Source organism: Mesobacillus sp. (assembly GCF_047739415.1).
Lineage (GTDB): Bacteria > Bacillota > Bacilli > Bacillales > Cytobacillaceae > Mesobacillus.
This window is the reverse complement of the sequence record NZ_JBIQOE010000271.1, coordinates 22,020-39,046: the sequence shown is the minus strand read 5'-3', so window position 1 is coordinate 39,046 and position 17,027 is coordinate 22,020. Positions and strand designations below refer to the sequence as shown.

Genomic DNA, 17,027 nt, shown 5'->3' with positions numbered 1-17,027 from the left:
AAAATTAAGCCTGGGTTTGCAGGCTTCAATTTAAATGATTAAATTCATCAAGAAATTATAACGGCCCGTTCCGAGCGGCTGGTCCAGCCAGGGCCAACATCCTGTTATGCTGTTCCTTCCGCGTTTGCAGCTGTTAAATTCTTGATACGATAGATTGCCCCATCATACCACCTCAGCTTTATCATTTAAATTTTATTATACCATATAGAGAATAATTGAGGGGAACATTAATACGGTTTGATATCAATGTATGAAACGGACACATAAAGTATGAAGTTTATGTTCAATTATATTGGAAAATTCAGATTTTAACAAATTAGTGCTTTTCCTGTGCTGCAGAAAAATTTCCCAATGGTAATAAAAACCTTTTTGTGGTTTATTTGACATTTGATAATTGAAATATGTTTAAATATTCAGTAAAATTTACAAAAGGGAGGCTGTCTATGAGTATTCTTTTATCCAGTTTGGAAAGAAAGCTACAAAAAGTCGAAAAGATAAATGACAAAATTTGGGTCGAACCATCCATGGATTTTATTTGTAAAAGAACTCCGGAGGGTCTGATTAAATATGTTTCGCCATCTGTTCAGGCCATGCTCGGGTATGAGCCAGCCGAATTAATCGGAAAACTGTACACTTTATTTGTACATGCCGAAGATTATAAAAGGATTTTGAATACTGCCATGCCTGATGGGGAGGAAGTGTCCATTCTTACCTATCGTATTAAGCGGAAAGACGGAGTGTATATCTGGGTGAGCTCACAAATCTCAGTTGTACGGCATCCGGATACAAATGAACCATTTGAACTGTTTTCAGTTACAAGTGATATTTCCGCAAAAATCAAAGCAGAGCACTTTATCCTTGAGTATGAGAAGCTGAATGTTGTTGGTCAGCTTGCTGCAGGTATAGCGCACGAAATCAAGAATCCATTGACAAGTCTGAAAGGATTTATCCAGCTTATGAAAGCGGGAGAAGAATTGAATCACAACTATTTAGCGATCATGGAAGAGGAAATAAAGCGGATGGAAGCTGTATCAAAAGAGCTGATGCTTATGGCTAAGCCGCATAAATCCGACTTTAAGTCATTTGATATGAATGATTTGATTGATCATGCAATTACTCTGCTTATGGCTGAGGCAGCAAAGAAGTGCGTCGAAATTACCAAGCATTCCACATTGGGAGACGGAATGTATCTTTGTGATGGGAATAAGATCAAGCAGGTGTTGATCAATATGCTGATGAACGCCATTGATGCGATGGAATTGCCAGGTGAAATAACGGTTTCAATCTCTAAGTCAGATGACGAGCTGACCATTGCAATTGCTGACACTGGTACAGGGATTCCTTCGGAGTGTTTGGACAAGATCGGGAGGCCTTTTTTTACGACAAAGGCGAATGGGAATGGACTGGGTTTGATGATTTGCTATAAAATCATTGAGGAACATGATGGCAAAATTAATGTGGAATCAAGTTCAAAGGGTACCACATTCACCATCAAGCTGCCAATCCATTGATTAGATGGGCTCCTATGATTAAGGTCTAAGCATATCTCTTCTTTGCCATTCTCTTGAAAGAAGCCCATATACAATCAAATCATGGAAATTACCATTTAGGAATTCCCCATCACGCAGGATCCCCTCCTTGTAAAACCCAAGCTTCTTGGGAATAGCCTTGCTTTTATAGTTGTCCTTGCCGCAACGGATTTCAATGCGATTAAGTCCTAACTCATAAAAAGCATGGTTTATTACTGCTTTCACCGTTCTGATTGTAATGCCCCTGCCTTGCAGTTTTTCCGACAGGTAGTAGCCGATGCTTGCCTGCGAGTTGTTCCAGTCAATAGCATGAAGGCTGATACTGCCTGCAAGGACTCCCCTGTATCGGATCCCAAAATGACTGCTGCTCCCTTCCTGAAAATGTTTTTGCCACATTTGTATCACCGAGTAAAATTGTCCCGGAGATTTAATACCATCAATCCAGGGCAGCCATTCCCGCAAATAGCGGCGATTGGAATCCACAAGCCAGAACAACTCCCCAGCTTCATGCGGGTCAAAGATTCGAAGTTCAAGTTCAGAATCAACTTTTAAAGTTAACATAAGAACCTCCTTAAACTTTATTATGATGGTAAAATTGGCCAATCAGCTCTCTGTGGTTTTATTCGTCCAAAAGAGGGAATAAAGCTTTACATTGTTTTTTTATAATTTTTTTGGGAGGAAGACTATGAAATTAACGACTAAGATTTTGATTGGCCTTGGACTTGGCGCAATGACCGGGCTGATCCTAAACATTTTTTCACCCGAATTGTTCACTGTTTTAGATAAATTCTTATTTACACCTCTAGGCAAGATCTTCATCAATTTGATCAGTATGCTCGTCGTACCAATTGTCCTGTTTTCGATTATTCTCGGAACTGCAGGTTTAGGGGATCCTAAGAAACTCGGCAGGATTGGTTTTAAGACAGTGAGCTTCTTTTTAACCACCACAGCCATAGCAATCTCCATTGGTCTTGCACTGGCATATTTGATCAAGCCTGGCTTGATGGGGCAGTTTGATACAAGTGGAGCAGAATTCAAAGCCGAAGAAGCTCCGCCAGTAAGCGAAACCTTTTTAAATCTTATTCCGGCGAACCCGTTTGAAGCACTGACAACTGGCAATATGCTGCAAATTATCGTGTTTGCGTTATTTATCGGTATTGCTTTAACGGCACTTGGTGACAAAACAAAAGGGATACTAAACTTGGTCGAACAAGGAAATGAGATCATGATGTATCTTGTAGGCCTTGTCATGAAGTTTGCTCCGTACGGAACCTTTGGTTTAATCGCAACTGCGATCGGAAGCCAGGGAATCGAGGCCATCAAGGCGATGGGAGTATACATGATTGTCGTTCTTCTTGCTCTAGTTGTCCATGCGCTCATTACTTATGGGTCAGGGGTATATTTCCTTGGAAAGAAAAATCCATTCTGGTTCTTCAAGCAATTCTCCCCGGCGATGGGAGTGGCCTTCAGTACATCAAGCAGTAATGCTACACTTCCTGTATCAATGGAAACAGCACAGAAGAACCTTCGTGTCCCTGAATCTGTCAGCAGCTTTGTCCAGCCATTGGGCGCGACAATCAATATGGACGGAACCGCAATCATGCAGGGGGTAGCCACTGTCTTCATCGCACAGGTATATGGAGTCGACCTCACAATGGCCGAGCTTCTGACAGTTGTACTGACTGCGGTGCTTGCGAGTATCGGAACTGCAGGTGTTCCAGGCGTTGGCTTGATTATGCTTGCGATGGTTCTTCAATCTGTAGGCCTGCCTGTTGAAGGGATTGGCCTGATACTCGGAATCGACCGTTTGCTGGATATGGCTCGTACTGCTGTTAATATCACAGGCGATGCAGCTTGTGCGGTCATTGTCTCTGAATCTGAAAAAAAGCATGCATTACGACCGGAGAAAAACAAAGTGAAAAATGTGGCGGACAACCGCTCACTTGAATACTATAAATAAAAGAGAAGAGACCCTGCCATATACGGCGGGGTCTCTTTGTGATAAACAAGGTATGCTAAAGTCCAGTTTTAGTATTGCTAGTTTTCTATTCTTGTCAAAGGCAGCAGCATGATGAAGGACGTCTTGTCTGGTTCTGATGAGCAGGCAAGAATTCCTTTATGCTTTTCGATGATTTCCCGGCAGACGAACAAACCGAGTCCCGTACCAAGTGTTTTGGTCGTAACAAATGGTTCAAAAATCGTTTTTAGTAAATGGTCAGGAATGATTGGCCCATTATTCGAAATCTCAATTTTGATATGGGTGTCATTCACGAAAAATCCTTTTATTTCGATCTGTGGATCATCACGGTACTGGCTCAATACATCAATGGCATTGAAGATGATATTGATTAGGACCTGCCTGATTTCATCAGCATAGCCGTAAAGTTCCATATCCTCGGCTACCTCCTTGATAATCCGGACATTCGTGTCAAGGATGCTGGGATATAGGAAATTCAATACTTCCTCAATCATTCTATTCAATGAGAAAAGGGTCTTTTCTTTTCCAATCAGCTCTTTTTTTGATAAAAGCAGGAATTGGGAAATCCGGAAATTCAATTGCTCCAGCTCACTGGAGATGATATCGAGATACAGCATATCTTCATGTTCGGATTTCAATAGCTGGATAAAGCCCTGGATGGAAGTTAACGGGTTGCGGAATTCATGGATGAAGCTTGATGTCATTTGGCCAAGCAATGTCAGTCTGTCCTTATGTGTTGAATCGATGAACTGGTTCTTTTCTTCGATGATCTTGTTTTTCTGTTCATTGTAATATGATACAGCATAATACAAGAAGGTATCAAAACAATAATTGATCCGATTGATCGCCTCCTGCATTTCCTCCCATTCCATATTCATTTTGTGAAGGTGCTTGTAAAGAACTGATCGTCCGGAATTGACATTATAGACAAAATCTCCAATGTTAATATCAGCGCGAACTCGTTCTTCTCCGACCATAAAAGCAAGCTTTTGAATGTGTTCTTCCAATTCTTCACTTGTCTTGGAAAATACCGAAAGAATGATTACATACATTCTCTCAGCGTTCTTGCTAATTTTCTCTTTATATGGATCATCCTCTGAAACGATTATATTATTCGTCCAGTCGGCAATGAGGTTTTCCTTTTCACTAGTCAGGAAGCTAAGCAATCGGTTATCCGTAATTGGCAGCATTTCATTAAGTCCCCCAGTTTTTCATTTCGGTATTAAAGATTCGAGGAAAATCATGAAATCCCTTTGTCGAATATTGAGAACATCCGCTGAAATGCGTCGAATAGCTAAAATCGTGACAAAAGACCGATTTTTTTAGCAACAATGATAGAGTTTTGTCTATTGAGTTATCGACATTTATTGAATAGTCCAGAGTTTGCCGAAAGGTTATACTTGTTATTGAATAATAGACGTAGTATATTCATAGTGTAGAAACTAAATAATAACCACAAGGGGAGCTGCGTAAAGCAGCTGAGAGTGAGCGCCCGAGTTCTTACCCTTTGAACCTGTTAGTTAATGCTAGCGAAGGAATGTGGATGCGATAGGAAAGCAATCTTGGGAATCCTATATCGATCCCTCGATTGCTTTTTTTGTTTCTGAAGCAGAAAAGGCGTGTTAGAAACGGACCTCATTCTGAAAAGAAGGAGGAACAAACATGAAACAAAAACAAACTCTCTTTTTAGTGGAAATAGCCGTATTTTCCGCACTGGCGTATTTGCTTGATTTATTTTCCGGATTTTTATTTTCTAGAATCTGGCCGCAGGGCGGTTCAGTATCGATTGCGATGGTGCCTGTATTCCTGATGGCATTTCGCTGGGGAGTGAAGGGCGGAATCATTACAGGCTTCCTGTTTGGGCTACTGCAGGCCATACTCGGAATGTCGCAAATCTACCATCCGATACAAGGGATTCTTGATTATCTTGTTGCGTTTGCTTTGGTGGGAACGGCCGGATTATTTGCAGCTCAGGTAAAAGAAAGCATGCAAAAAGGCAACAGGATAAAATGGATTGCATTTGTCATTGCCGGAACTTTTATCGGCAGCGCCCTACGATTCATTGCCCATTTTATTTCAGGCTGGGTATTCTTCGGAAGCTATGCGCCTCCAGGTCAGCCTGTTGCATTATATTCTTTTCTATATAATGGCACCTACATGCTCCCAAGCATGATCTTAAGTGCGATTATCGTCATTCTTGTCATTAGCTACGCACCGTCAAGAATGGTCCAATCCACACAGGTTAGCAATAAAATATGATAACAAGGAGAGCTGAATCAGCTCTCCTGTTTTTATGTTCGAAAAATACCATTATATGTATATGGAGTTGATGAAATGATTCCTGGTGAAAATAGTGTCAATTATATGGAGTTTGCACAAAATACACGTTTGTAGCGGGGTTATAGTGACATAAGTCACAGTGGAAGTCGCTCTGAATTGGTTAAATAAAGATAATCATTCTCATTTAGAATACCAGGTGTAAACCTATTTAATGTAATTGGTAATCAACATAGATTCTCTAAAAACTAACAAACTCGAAAAAAGGTGATGGCTATGCTAGGAAAATTAAAGGCTGGTGAAAAAGGCCGGATCATGAATATTGCTAGTGCAGATAAATTTGTCAGAAGAAGATTGCTTGATTTGGGAATAGCGGAAGGCTCAGAAGTGTGCGTGAAATGCATACTGCCTTTTGGAGGTCCTGTCATGGTTGAATCATGCGGGCAATGCATCGGCATTCGCCGCAAAGAAGCACTTAGAATCGAAGTGGAGCGTGTATGATGAATATTGCGCTCATTGGCAACCCAAACACTGGAAAAACTTCATTGTTTAATAACTGAACAGATTCCTATGAATATGTAGGCAACTGGAGCGGTGTAACGGTCGAAAAGAAAGTTGGAATATTTAAAAATGGCAAGGATCAGCTTATTGACCTTCCAGGGGTGTATACCCTCAATCCGCTTTCTAAAGATGAAGGTGTTGTGACGAATTTCCTCCTGAATGAACCATTCGAAAAACTTCTGAATATCCTGGATGCTTCTCAGTTAAGACGCAATCTTCATCTCACTCTGCAACTGTTGGAATTTGGTGCCCCGGTCATTATTGGCTTAAACATGCTGGATGTGGCGAAAAACAGGGGGATACAAATTGATATTGCCAAACTGTCTGAATCACTGGGAGTGACCGTAGCCCCTGTTGTTGCCAGGACAGGCAAGGGGTGTAACGAGCTTGCAGAGCTGGTGACTGCTGGAGCTGTCGGAACAGGGAAGAACAATCTCGTTTATTATGGAAAAGCGATTGAAGCTGGAATCCTGGAGCTTGAGAACAAGCTGGCTGGGAAGATACAGCATCCTGTTCGCTGGCTTGCTCTTCAGCTGTTTGAAGGCAATCCTTATGTAAAAAACTATCTGGCAACCATTTTGCCATCGGGTGAGATTGATAACTTGGTCAACAATGTTACTGTTTCTGAACAGCGAAATCCGGACAGCAAACAAACGCTTGACCAGATCATCCACCGCAAGCGCAGTGAAGCGATCGATAAAATAGTATCAGCCGCTGCCACGAAGCAGGATAATAAAAAGGTCCCGCTGACTGAGAAGGTTGATATGATCGTAACGAATAAATTTCTTGGAATCCCGATTTTTCTAGTCCTCTTGTACATCATGTTCATGCTTACCTTTGACTGGCTTGGCTTCCCGTTGTCAGACGCATTGGATTCTTTTTTGTCCGGACCATTAACATCAGGAATCACAGCAGCCCTGACTGCAGCAGGTGCTTCATCATTCATCAAAGATCTGGTTCTTGATGGAATTGTTGCAGGGGTAGGGGGAGTCCTTGTCTTCGTTCCGCAGATCTTCATTTTGTTCTTTTTCATATCCTTGCTTGAGGATTCGGGTTATATGGCCCGTGTCGCGCTGGTTATGGACCGCTTAATGGAATCTGTCGGCTTGAACGGGAAGGCGTTCATCCCGATGATGATAGGATTCGGCTGTAACGTGCCAGGCATTATGGCAGCAAGGACCATTGAAACGCCAAAGGAACGGCTGATGACCATCCTGTTGACGCCTCTTATGTCATGTTCAGCCCGCTTGCCTGTATACGCCTTGTTTGTTGGAGCGTTTTTTGTTGGTCAGAAGGCAGCTGTCGTTTTAAGTTTGTATGTATTAGGAGTAGTGATTGCACTTATTCTGGCCAAGGTATTTTCGAAGACTCTTTTGAAAGGTGAAACTTCGTTATTCGTCATTGAGCTTCCGCCATACAGGCTTCCGCAGGCAAGAGCACTTTGGAGAAGCACATGGGATAAGGGAAAGGGATTCGTAAAGAAAGCGGGAACCTTCATTTTTGCGGGCTCCGTCCTAATCTGGCTGCTTGCCTACGCTGGTCCGGAAGGTGTAAATGTCAGCATGGATGACAGCTATTTAGCCCTTCTTGGGGGTATTTTCGCACCGTTGTTTGCCCCTATAGGCTTTGGCACATGGCAGGCCAGTGCATCCCTTTTCACAGGATTCCTTGCGAAAGAATCCATTATATCAACGATGAATATCATTTATTTTGTCCCTGATGAAGCAAGTCTGCAAGGTTTGCTTGCTGCCCATTACACTCCATTGGCTGCATACAGCTTTATGGTCTTTATCCTGCTATACATTCCTTGTCTTGCAACAACTGCAACGATTTACAAGGAAACCGGTTCAAAACGCTGGACCGCTTTTTCAATTGCTTATGCCCTGATGATCGCATATCTATTGTCTCTGGCTATTTATCAAGGCGGTATGCTGTTTGGACTAAGCTAAGCAGGGAAGGAGGAAGGATTCATGATCGCGAATCTCTTAATCGGCGGAGCCATATTCGGATACGCCGGCTGGGCCTTCTGCCGATTCATCAAGAAATCGAAAGAAGGGAAATGCGCTGCTTGTTCCATCCAAAGCTCATGTTCAAGTAACTGCAGCGTCAGCCAGGAAAAACAGATAAAATAAACAAAAGGAATGCAGATCATTGCATTCTTTTTTCAATGGAGCTTTCTATAAGACTATAATAAAATGTGAAGCGCCTTGAATGGAAATCAATTGTCTAACTTTTTATACTGCTTAAGAATTAAAAAATAAATGTAAAAAGTATTTTGAATTCAAATTAGTTTAGTGTAAAATTACACTTAAAGAACTTAAAGGAATGAAGCGGATGACGAGGGATGAAATCATTAGCAGGGTCTCGGAAAAAGTTAGGGTGCTGCGTGCAGAAGTTGGTTATACACAGGACAAAATGGCTGATATCATTGGAATCTCAAAAAAGACGCTTGTCCAGATTGAAAAAGGCAGAGCTCAAGCCGGCTGGTCGACAGTCGTGGCCATTTGCGCCCTGTTCAGGGAAACCGAAACAATCCAGTTTTTGTTCGGAAATGAACCACTAGAGGTCCTTGAAACCATCGCCCATGAAGGCACAGATTATCGAAAAGAGAAAACATTGGGCGGCAAAGTTTGGTGGAGGGAAGTAGCCAGGAATGGCGGGTTTGTCATGCAGCAAAACATTCTCAGCCAGCATTACAGGATTCTTGATCAAGATGATTTTCGGATATTCAGCAGTTTTGAAGAAAACGAAACAAAAGAGAGGTTAGAAGAAATCGCCGCTGAAGCGATGAAAGGGTAAGCGAGTTAATCGCTGAAACAAAGTAAATAACGAAAAAAATTAAACAGCCGGGTGGCAAAAACCCGGCTGTTTTTGGCTTTTATTTCGCAATAAGTACATGGCAATGAGCGTTATTGGCGACCTTTTGACTAACGCCTCCAAGAATTTTACGCTTGAAACCTTCATTTCCTGATTGGCCTATGATGATTAAATCAGCATCTACATCCTTGGCAAATTCTAAAATACTCTCGGCTGGACTTCCCTCCAGGGTGGAGTATTCAGTATTCAAATTAATCGCATCCAGCTCGGCCTTTGCGTTGTTAAAGGCTTGTTCAGCGCTATGGGTAATGATCGAGTGCTCTGATTTATCGAGTGCACCTTGTTCCATAGCCAGTGGAGGCACCTGGATTCCATCCGCCGGAAAGTTGTTAATAGGCAGATGTTCAATCGGGCGCTCAGTGGTTTCAACCAATTCGCTTTTGACTTTTTCCTCATATACATGGCCAACATACAACTTTACGCCTTCTTTATCTCTGGTGATCTCCTTTGCTAATTGCAGGGCCTTCTTGCTGCCTGCTGAATCATCATAAGCGAGAACCACTTTTTTTATTCCAGCCATATAGATCAACCTCCAAGATTAGTACGTCATATTATTCAATACCCATTTTTAAAATAGAACTAACCGACCTAATAATTTCCATATACCCTCAAAAATCCTCAAAAACTGGCGAACCTTGTTGTAAAGATTTTTAAATTTTGGATAGGGAGTGGCTCGGATGGGATTTCATTCTCAAAAGCCAATTCATCCGACGATACGGAAATGCATGCAGCACCTTGATGTCATAAAAGCGGATGATAAAACAAAGCAAATCGTCTATATGTATATGGAAACACTACTTCGAGAAAGAGATATGATCGCTGCCAGCAAGGAGGAGGCAATAGAATCGCAGATTCATAATTAGTAAGAACTATTGATGCTTATACCAAAGAACTACCGCAGATTTCGGACAATCTTGCGGCTTTTTTTGTTTTGTCTGAAGTGATGCCGTGTTCGGAAAAACAACGTCTCAAGCATGAGATATTGTCTGAAGTAATACGGTGTTCAGACAAAATAACAAATCAACCCAAGTAAAAGCTCGATGAGATGGGTTTTAATCAGTAACACAAAAAAAATCCAGAAACAATAGATATTAATATATGTTGCTTTTTGCTTGCTTATATGTCTTTTTTCCTCGTAATTAGCCAAATTGTGTTAATACCTTTGAAAAATGGGTAAAAGAAAGTGTCATATTTCTAAACTATTTTTAAAAGGTTGGGGTGCTCAGTGAGCAAAAATTCAATAGCAACACGTTTTCTAAGAGGCTGGAAAAGGCTACATATGAACCAGGTGCTGGTTTTGTCTGTTTCAACAGCAGTACTCGCATTCTTAAGTTTTTTCCATGTTTATTCTGAGGGTGCTGATATCAGTGCATTGAATGATGACATGGCACAATCAACCGTCATCTATGATGCGAATGGCGAAGTTGCCAGCAAGATTTCAGCGCTGAAAAATGAAGGGATCAAGATAGAGGATGTTCCGGACCATGTCAAGAATGCCGTTATTGCCATCGAGGACCACCGTTTTTATGAACATGATGGAGTGGACCTGGTGGGTATTTCACGGGCATTTGTGCAAAACGTCAAGGCAGGAAGTATTGTTGAAGGTGGAAGTACAATTACGCAGCAATTGACAAAAAATGCTTTGCTTTCGAGCGAAAAGACTTATAAAAGAAAGCTAGAAGAATTTTTCATGGCGAGAGAAATCGAAAAGCAATATTCCAAAGATGAAATCATGCAAATGTACTTGAATCGCATTTATTTCGGAAATGGTTCATGGGGAATCAAACGGGCAGCAATGGGGTACTTTGGCAAGGATGTGAAGGATCTTTCTATAAGCGAAGCGGCTATGCTTGCTGGCTTGATCAAGGCACCGTCTGCATTGGATCCTAATAAAAATTATGAAGAAGCAGTGGAAAGGCGAAATCTTGTTCTCCAAATGATGAATACCAATGGTTTTATTAAGGAAGAGCAATATAAACAGGCCGTGGCCGAAAAGATTGTCCTTAATGAAAAAGGCGGAGATCCGTTGCGTGGCCGCTACCCTTATTATGTAGACCACGTCATTGATGAAGCAATCAAAAAATATGGTCTGACTCAGGAAGAGATTTTGACGGGCGGATTGCAAATCTATACCGAACTTGATGTGACAATGCAATCAGCAGTGGAAGCGACTTATGCGAAAGATGACTTATTCCCAAAAGGCACTGATAAGCAAATCGTCCAAAGCGGCGCTGTACTGGTCGATCCTAAAAGTGGAGGGATTCGTGCCCTTGTAGGCGGCCGAGGTGAGCATGTATTCAGAGGTTATAATCGTGCTACACAGTTAAAAGCGCAGCCGGGCTCAACAATGAAGCCACTTGCCGCTTTTGCACCAGCGCTTGAAGAAGGCCGGGGTATTACGGACATGCTGAAGGATGAGGAAATGGAATTCAAAAACTATAAGCCTCAAAATTACAATGATAAATATAAAGGCGAAGTTCCAATGTATGAAGCATTGAGAGATTCATTGAATGTGCCTGCTGTTTGGCTCCTGGATGAAATCGGCATTGTAAAAGGAATGGAGTCTGTAAAGAACTTTGGCATTAAGCTGGATCCCAAGAATGATCGGAATCTTGGCCTGGCGCTTGGAGGCTTATCCACTGGCGTATCCCCGGTAACAATGGCTGAGGCATATTCAGCCTTTGCCAATGATGGCGAGCGTTATGAAACGCATGCAATCACCAAAATTGTTGATAAAGAAGGAAATGCAATAGTTGAATATAAAGGGAAAAAGAGCAAGGCCGTTTCAAAAGAAACTGCAGAGAAAATGACGACAATGCTTCTTGGTGTCGTCCAGGAAGGAACGGGGAAAGGTGCGCAAATCCCTGGCAGAGAATTAGCAGGAAAAACCGGCTCAACCCAGGTTCCGATTGAAGGAGTCAAAGGGACAAAAGACCAGTGGTTTGTCGGGTATACCCCACAGCTTGTTGGCGCTGTATGGGTGGGCTATGACAAGACAGATAAGGAGCATTATTTGACCACTACAAGCAGCGAAGGAGCGGCCCTGATTTTTAAGGACTTTATGTCAGAAGCATTGAAAAATACTAAAGCACAATCCTTCAATGTCCCGCCTTTATCGAAATATATAGAGGAGCACAAGAGAAAGCAGCGTGCTAAGTCTGTAAAAGAACTAGAGGAAAGGGTTAAGAGGGAAGCGGAAAAACTAAAGAAGCAGTGGGAAGAAGCAAAAAAGAAGCTGAAAGAAGAAGCAAAAAAGAAAGAGAAAAAGGAAACAAATACTGAATCGGCCGCAGCAACGAATTCTGGCAGCACCAATGACACCAGTGATGAAAATGCTACCGGTGGATCCAATGCTACTGGTGATGAAGGAAATACTGGTGGTGAAGAAAATACCGGAGACGAAGGAAATACTGGTGGTGATGAAAATACCGGAGGCGAAGGAGATACCGGAGGCGAAGGAGATACCGGAGGTGAAGGAGATACCGGTGGTGAAGGAGATACCGGTGGTGAAGGAGATACCGGAGGCGAAGGAGATACCGGTGGTGAAGGAGATACCGGAGGCGAAGGAGATACCGGTGGCGAAGGAGATACCGGAGGCACAGGAGAATCTGAAGACGATGGGTCTGATGATAAAGAAAAAGAAGATGGTAGCAATAACTGATGCTAAACAGCACGGGGGATATGACTCCTGTGCTGTTTTTATATGTGTTGTCCTATGTGAGGTGTAAATGATTTATAATACCTATTTCTTCCCAACTTAAGTTGATTGGAGTGGAAGGCGCGAAGACTCCTCCGAAAATGCTAACGCATTTCCCTCGTGTGTGGGCAGGTTCGAGGAAGTTCAATCAATGTCCTGCTGGATCAGATGGACAGGTGAGACCCCGCCGGAGCAAATAGCGACGAGGAGGTTCACCTTCAGCCCCAAGGAAGAATTGCTTATGAAAAAGACGGCAGTTGGTCTTTTTCATATTCTTCCCGCGGAAAGTGAAGCGCCAGGAATGGAAATCAACGGCTATTTTTTTTGGCAGTCTTAAAAATAAGAAGAGGGTGTCCAAAAAGTTGGACACCCTCTTTACTAATATCAAATTATATCAAGCTTAAAAGGAAACCGATCACGACTACTGCGCCGATAATCATAAGAATTGTTCTTACCATGAAACTTCACCTCAGTCATTATTTTATCTATTATTGGGACTATATTTGGAATGATTCGGAAGACTCGATCAGTTGCTTGCGTTTTACGCGAAGGACAGAAGCTTCATTTGTAAGAAGCCTGGTCAGTTGGTTTAATTTCGGTTCTACATCTGTACCTTCCATAATAATTTTTAAAGTTGTATTTGGTTCCACCGTCAGCAGGAAAGAAACAAGCTTAGACAATGAAGTTGCCTCAACTGCCTTCTGGCGGCTGTATAAGTAAGTCGTACCGTCCAACTTTTTAGCTGCCTGATAGATTTCAAGCATTTTCTTCATAGTGAATCTTTTCTGAACCATAACATTAGATGACATAATCTCTTTCATATATATATAACTCCTTTAATGAATCATTTTTATTAGGTTAATAGAATATTACCCCGTTAACTTGGTTCGAAAACCTTTAAAGGTTAAATTGGGCGATGTTGGCAGGCTAACCAGCTAGAAAGCATATGAAGCTAAGGTAGTTCTCAAGCGTAGAGGCACTCCGTCTGAGGATGGAGAAAGAAACGGTCAGGAGAAAGTTTATTGCTACCTGAAAATTAAGCTAATATGAAGTTACTAAAAGAGATGCGAGGAGTAGACAATTATGAAAAAATTTGCGGAGATTTTCAGGAACAGGAGTTTCACGAAGTTATTTTTAGCAAACTTCACTTCCCAAATGGGCAGTACAATTGGATTGACAGCCTTCATGTTTTTCTTGCTGGACCGTTTCACCTCCCAGCCCGCCTATGCGACTATAACCGAACTGATGTATTCCGTGCCAATGCTTGCGGTTTTTTTCCTGATCGGGGTATTTGCTGACAGGATGGACCGGCAAAAAATCGCCATTTATTGTGATTGGATTAGTGCCGGGTTATCTGTCGCATTGATTGCTGCAATCTACGTTGGCTGGATGCCATTGGTCTTTGCTGTCCTGTTTTTGAGAAGCGCGGTTCAAAAGTTCTTTTTCCCGGCTGAGCATGGGATGGTACAGGGAATCTTGAAAAAAGAGGACTACACAACTGCAGCTGGTTTGAATCAGCTCGTGATGAGTCTGTTCATGCTGTTTGGCAATGGGCTAGGGGTACTCGCTTATTGGTCGATTGGTATTTATGGCGCTATATTAGTTGACACTCTGTCGTTCATCATCAGTGCATTGCTCATTCAGAAGACTGACGTTTCGAAGGAGGCGCGACTGCCAAATGGCTCTCATACACTAAAGGATTTGAACATCAAAATGGTCTTCAAGGACTTTAAATTCGGTTTTATGTATGTCATGAGCAGCAAATTGTTGTTCACTCTGATCATCGGTTTTTTCATCTTTGGAATCGTAAATGGCGGCTTCTCTGTCATGCCAATTTTTATTCTTAAATATAAACTGGCTCCCGAAACGTATGAACAATACTCGATTGTCATCGGCTTCGTGTTTGGAATCGGGGTTTTGATTGGAAGTTTTATTGCGTCATTGCTTTCTCAAAAAGTGAAGCTCTACCACCTGATTTCAGTAGGTTTGATTATCTCGGGCAGCTTCACGGCTCTCGCATCACTGCCAAACAACATTTATCTCTTCCTGGGAATCCTGTTTATCTCTGCACTGGCGTTGCCACTTATAAATGTAGGAATTGGCGGGTGGCTTCCGAGCATTATAGATCCGAAAATGATGGGCAGGGTCCAGGGACTAATCAGTCCGCTTAACATGCTGTCTCATTCATTGACTCTTGCCTTCATTGCGTACAGCTTTCCTTCTCTGCTTACAATTGAAATGCTATATTGGATTGTCGGCGGCTGCCTCGCCATCGTTGGGGTGTTTTATATGATTGTTTTGCCTAAGCTCGCAGAAGAGAGTGAGTCCGCTGTTAAAGAGCCTGCTGTCGAGCAGGGGATATAGGGGAAAGTCCTTACAGGGCTTTCTTTTTTTTTTCGTAAGGCTCTGTTAAAGGTAAATGTTGATATTTGATACTTTCTCGAATTCTTTTTATAATGAGATAAGAACAAACATTCGGAGGAGGTTTTAAGGTTGAGCAGTACGTTTAGCGAATTGTTAAAGGACATTGATAAACTATCGCATACTGAAAAAGAAAAAGTGTATCAATGGGTAAAACGCTATGTTGAACCTTCCTCCTCCGTTGGTGGTCGTTTAATTGAAGAAATGCGTGAAACTCGTTTCAAAGAAGGTTTTGAATGCCCTCACTGTACGTCTGAACAGATTGTTCGATTCGGTAAAAACAATGGTCGTCAACGCTATCGTTGCAAGGCTTGCAGAAAGACCTTCACTGATACCACTAATACAGTTATTTATAGAACTCGAAAAGGAAACGAGTGGATTACATTTGTTGATTGTATGTTTAAAGGCTATTCTCTACGAAAATCTGCTGAAATCGTGGGGGTTACTTGGGTTACTCTCTTTTATTGGAGACACAAACTGTTAAATTCACTTAAACAAATGGATTTTGAGCAATTTGAAGGTATCGTTGAAGTTGACGAGACTTATTTCCTATACTCTGAAAAAGGGAAGCGTGGTATTTCAGAGCGAAAACCTCGTAAACGTGGTGGTAAGTCTAAACACAGAGGGATTAGCCACGAACAAGTATGTGTTCTTGTTGCCAGAGACCGCACAAAGGCTACTGTCTCCAAAGTTGCTTGTATGGGGCGTGTTGTCAAAACCAAAGTTGATAGTATGATTGGTTCTAAACTAACATCTGATAATGTACTTGTTACAGATGCGTGGAGAGCCTATATGACGTATGCAAAAGAAAAAGGATTAGAGCATTACAGAATCAAATCAAATGATGGGAAACACGTTATAAAAGGCTTGTACCATATTCAAAATGTCAACGGTCTGCATTCAAGAATGAAAAGGTGGATAGACCGTTTTAAAGGTGTTGCTACGAAATACCTTGATAATTACCTTGCTTGGTTCTTGTTTGTAGATAGCCGTAGTAACGAAAGCACAAAACACAATATAAAAGAATTTCTTTTATCATCATTTGTATTTGAAATGACCGATACTTATGATAGTTTGCGTACTTCAAAATTTACTGTTTAGTTTTAAATGGGTTTGATTACCACAATAATTGAAACCTTTGGAAGAAACTTATCGTCAAATCAATAAAGGGGGGGATTTTTTGAGATTAAAACATTTCTTTATAATAATATTTATGTTATCAATATTTTCAATAATGGGTTGTTCAAATAATGTAGATAAAAAAACCGAAGACTTAGACAGTGAGTTTCCTCCATCTCTGAATGGACTAATTATTATTAATGGTACGGAATATCAGATTGAAAGAGGCGGTTATAAATGGGAAAGAAAGAAAGGTTTAGGAACTGAGGTTGTACAAACAGACCACGCATCTCCGTACCAAATGGCAGAGCATATAGAATCAGTTAGCACAAATCCAAATCAGAAAGTTGATATTAAGATTGAAGGAAATCCAAATATCAAAGTTTATTTATGGAATGAAAAAGGAAGAGAAATAGAAATAGAACAAAAAGATAATCAAATAATCCTTCCTTCCAGTAAAGGTAAATATATCTATGAAGCATTAGCAGAATGGACTAACGGAACAATATCCTACACATTTGTTGTAGAAATTAAATAGATTAGTCATAAAAGCAAAGGGAAACCTTAA

16 protein-coding genes and 1 riboswitch are annotated in these 17,027 nt (G+C 41.5%); of the genes, 12 read left to right on the top strand and 4 right to left on the bottom strand.

Annotated features, from left to right (window positions below):
• The first annotated feature begins 443 nt into the window (after positions 1 to 443).
• Positions 444 to 1,511: an ATP-binding protein gene (locus tag ACH0QE_RS21290; RefSeq protein ID WP_415802482.1), complete on the top strand. Its 1,068-nt coding sequence runs from the start codon at positions 444 to 446 to the stop codon at positions 1,509 to 1,511.
• An 18-nt stretch (positions 1,512 to 1,529) separates the two neighbouring features.
• Here ACH0QE_RS21290 and ACH0QE_RS21285 read toward each other — a convergent pair whose 3' ends face one another.
• Positions 1,530 to 2,090 (bottom strand): GNAT family N-acetyltransferase, encoded by a 561-nt coding sequence (locus tag ACH0QE_RS21285; RefSeq protein ID WP_415802481.1) that lies wholly within the window; start codon positions 2,088 to 2,090, stop codon positions 1,530 to 1,532.
• Positions 2,091 to 2,214: 124 nt separating this feature from the next.
• Here ACH0QE_RS21285 and ACH0QE_RS21280 point away from each other — a divergent pair, with 124 nt between their 5' ends.
• Positions 2,215 to 3,489 carry a dicarboxylate/amino acid:cation symporter gene (locus tag ACH0QE_RS21280; protein ID WP_415802480.1) on the top strand — a complete coding sequence of 425 codons (1,275 nt, stop codon included), beginning with the start codon at positions 2,215 to 2,217 and terminating at the stop codon, positions 3,487 to 3,489.
• Between the two features lie 77 nt (positions 3,490 to 3,566).
• On the opposite strand, the gene ACH0QE_RS21275 is transcribed toward ACH0QE_RS21280, so the two are convergent.
• Complete coding sequence (locus ACH0QE_RS21275; RefSeq protein WP_415802479.1) at positions 3,567 to 4,697, bottom strand: histidine kinase N-terminal domain-containing protein; 1,131 nt, start codon at positions 4,695 to 4,697, stop codon at positions 3,567 to 3,569.
• 258 nt (positions 4,698 to 4,955) lie between these two features.
• A riboswitch (TPP riboswitch) is annotated at positions 4,956 to 5,062 on the top strand.
• A 107-nt stretch (positions 5,063 to 5,169) separates the two neighbouring features.
• Between ACH0QE_RS21275 and thiT the strand changes: the two genes are divergently transcribed.
• From thiT to ACH0QE_RS21250, 5 genes are all read left to right on the top strand, one after another.
• Complete coding sequence (gene thiT, locus ACH0QE_RS21270; RefSeq protein ID WP_415802478.1) at positions 5,170 to 5,766, top strand: energy-coupled thiamine transporter ThiT; 597 nt, start codon at positions 5,170 to 5,172, stop codon at positions 5,764 to 5,766.
• Between the two features lie 294 nt (positions 5,767 to 6,060).
• The gene (locus tag ACH0QE_RS21265; RefSeq protein ID WP_415802477.1) at positions 6,061 to 6,285 is read left to right on the top strand and encodes a FeoA family protein; all 225 of its coding nucleotides are present in this window, start codon (positions 6,061 to 6,063) and stop codon (positions 6,283 to 6,285) included.
• 119 nt (positions 6,286 to 6,404) lie between these two features.
• Positions 6,405 to 8,294, top strand: coding sequence for a ferrous iron transport protein B (gene feoB, locus ACH0QE_RS21260; RefSeq protein WP_415802507.1), 1,890 nt, complete (start codon positions 6,405 to 6,407; stop codon positions 8,292 to 8,294).
• A 21-nt stretch (positions 8,295 to 8,315) separates the two neighbouring features.
• A complete protein-coding gene (locus tag ACH0QE_RS21255) occupies positions 8,316 to 8,477 on the top strand; it encodes a FeoB-associated Cys-rich membrane protein (RefSeq protein WP_415802476.1) in 162 nt (53 codons plus the stop codon).
• 202 nt (positions 8,478 to 8,679) lie between these two features.
• The gene (locus ACH0QE_RS21250) at positions 8,680 to 9,144 is read left to right on the top strand and encodes a helix-turn-helix transcriptional regulator (RefSeq protein ID WP_415802475.1); all 465 of its coding nucleotides are present in this window, start codon (positions 8,680 to 8,682) and stop codon (positions 9,142 to 9,144) included.
• A 79-nt stretch (positions 9,145 to 9,223) separates the two neighbouring features.
• Here the strand turns inward: ACH0QE_RS21250 and ACH0QE_RS21245 are convergent, their stop codons facing one another.
• A complete protein-coding gene (locus ACH0QE_RS21245) occupies positions 9,224 to 9,742 on the bottom strand; it encodes a universal stress protein (RefSeq protein WP_415802474.1) in 519 nt (172 codons plus the stop codon).
• Positions 9,743 to 9,899: 157 nt separating this feature from the next.
• Between ACH0QE_RS21245 and ACH0QE_RS21240 the strand changes: the two genes are divergently transcribed.
• Complete coding sequence (locus tag ACH0QE_RS21240) at positions 9,900 to 10,085, top strand: hypothetical protein (protein ID WP_415802473.1); 186 nt, start codon at positions 9,900 to 9,902, stop codon at positions 10,083 to 10,085.
• 362 nt (positions 10,086 to 10,447) lie between these two features.
• Positions 10,448 to 12,883 carry a transglycosylase domain-containing protein gene (locus ACH0QE_RS21235; protein ID WP_415802472.1) on the top strand — a complete coding sequence of 812 codons (2,436 nt, stop codon included), beginning with the start codon at positions 10,448 to 10,450 and terminating at the stop codon, positions 12,881 to 12,883.
• Between the two features lie 533 nt (positions 12,884 to 13,416).
• On the opposite strand, the gene ACH0QE_RS21230 is transcribed toward ACH0QE_RS21235, so the two are convergent.
• Complete coding sequence (locus ACH0QE_RS21230; protein ID WP_415802471.1) at positions 13,417 to 13,740, bottom strand: HPr family phosphocarrier protein; 324 nt, start codon at positions 13,738 to 13,740, stop codon at positions 13,417 to 13,419.
• Between the two features lie 262 nt (positions 13,741 to 14,002).
• On the opposite strand from ACH0QE_RS21230, the gene ACH0QE_RS21225 reads away from it, so the two are divergent.
• The 3 genes from ACH0QE_RS21225 (at position 14,003) to ACH0QE_RS21215 (ending at position 16,997) form a co-directional block, all read left to right on the top strand.
• A complete protein-coding gene (locus ACH0QE_RS21225; protein WP_415802470.1) occupies positions 14,003 to 15,283 on the top strand; it encodes an MFS transporter in 1,281 nt (426 codons plus the stop codon).
• Positions 15,284 to 15,412: 129 nt separating this feature from the next.
• A complete protein-coding gene (locus ACH0QE_RS21220; RefSeq protein WP_415802469.1) occupies positions 15,413 to 16,441 on the top strand; it encodes an IS1595 family transposase in 1,029 nt (342 codons plus the stop codon).
• A gap of 79 nt (positions 16,442 to 16,520) precedes the next feature.
• Complete coding sequence (locus ACH0QE_RS21215; RefSeq protein ID WP_415802468.1) at positions 16,521 to 16,997, top strand: hypothetical protein; 477 nt, start codon at positions 16,521 to 16,523, stop codon at positions 16,995 to 16,997.
• Positions 16,998 to 17,027 lie beyond the last annotated feature (30 nt).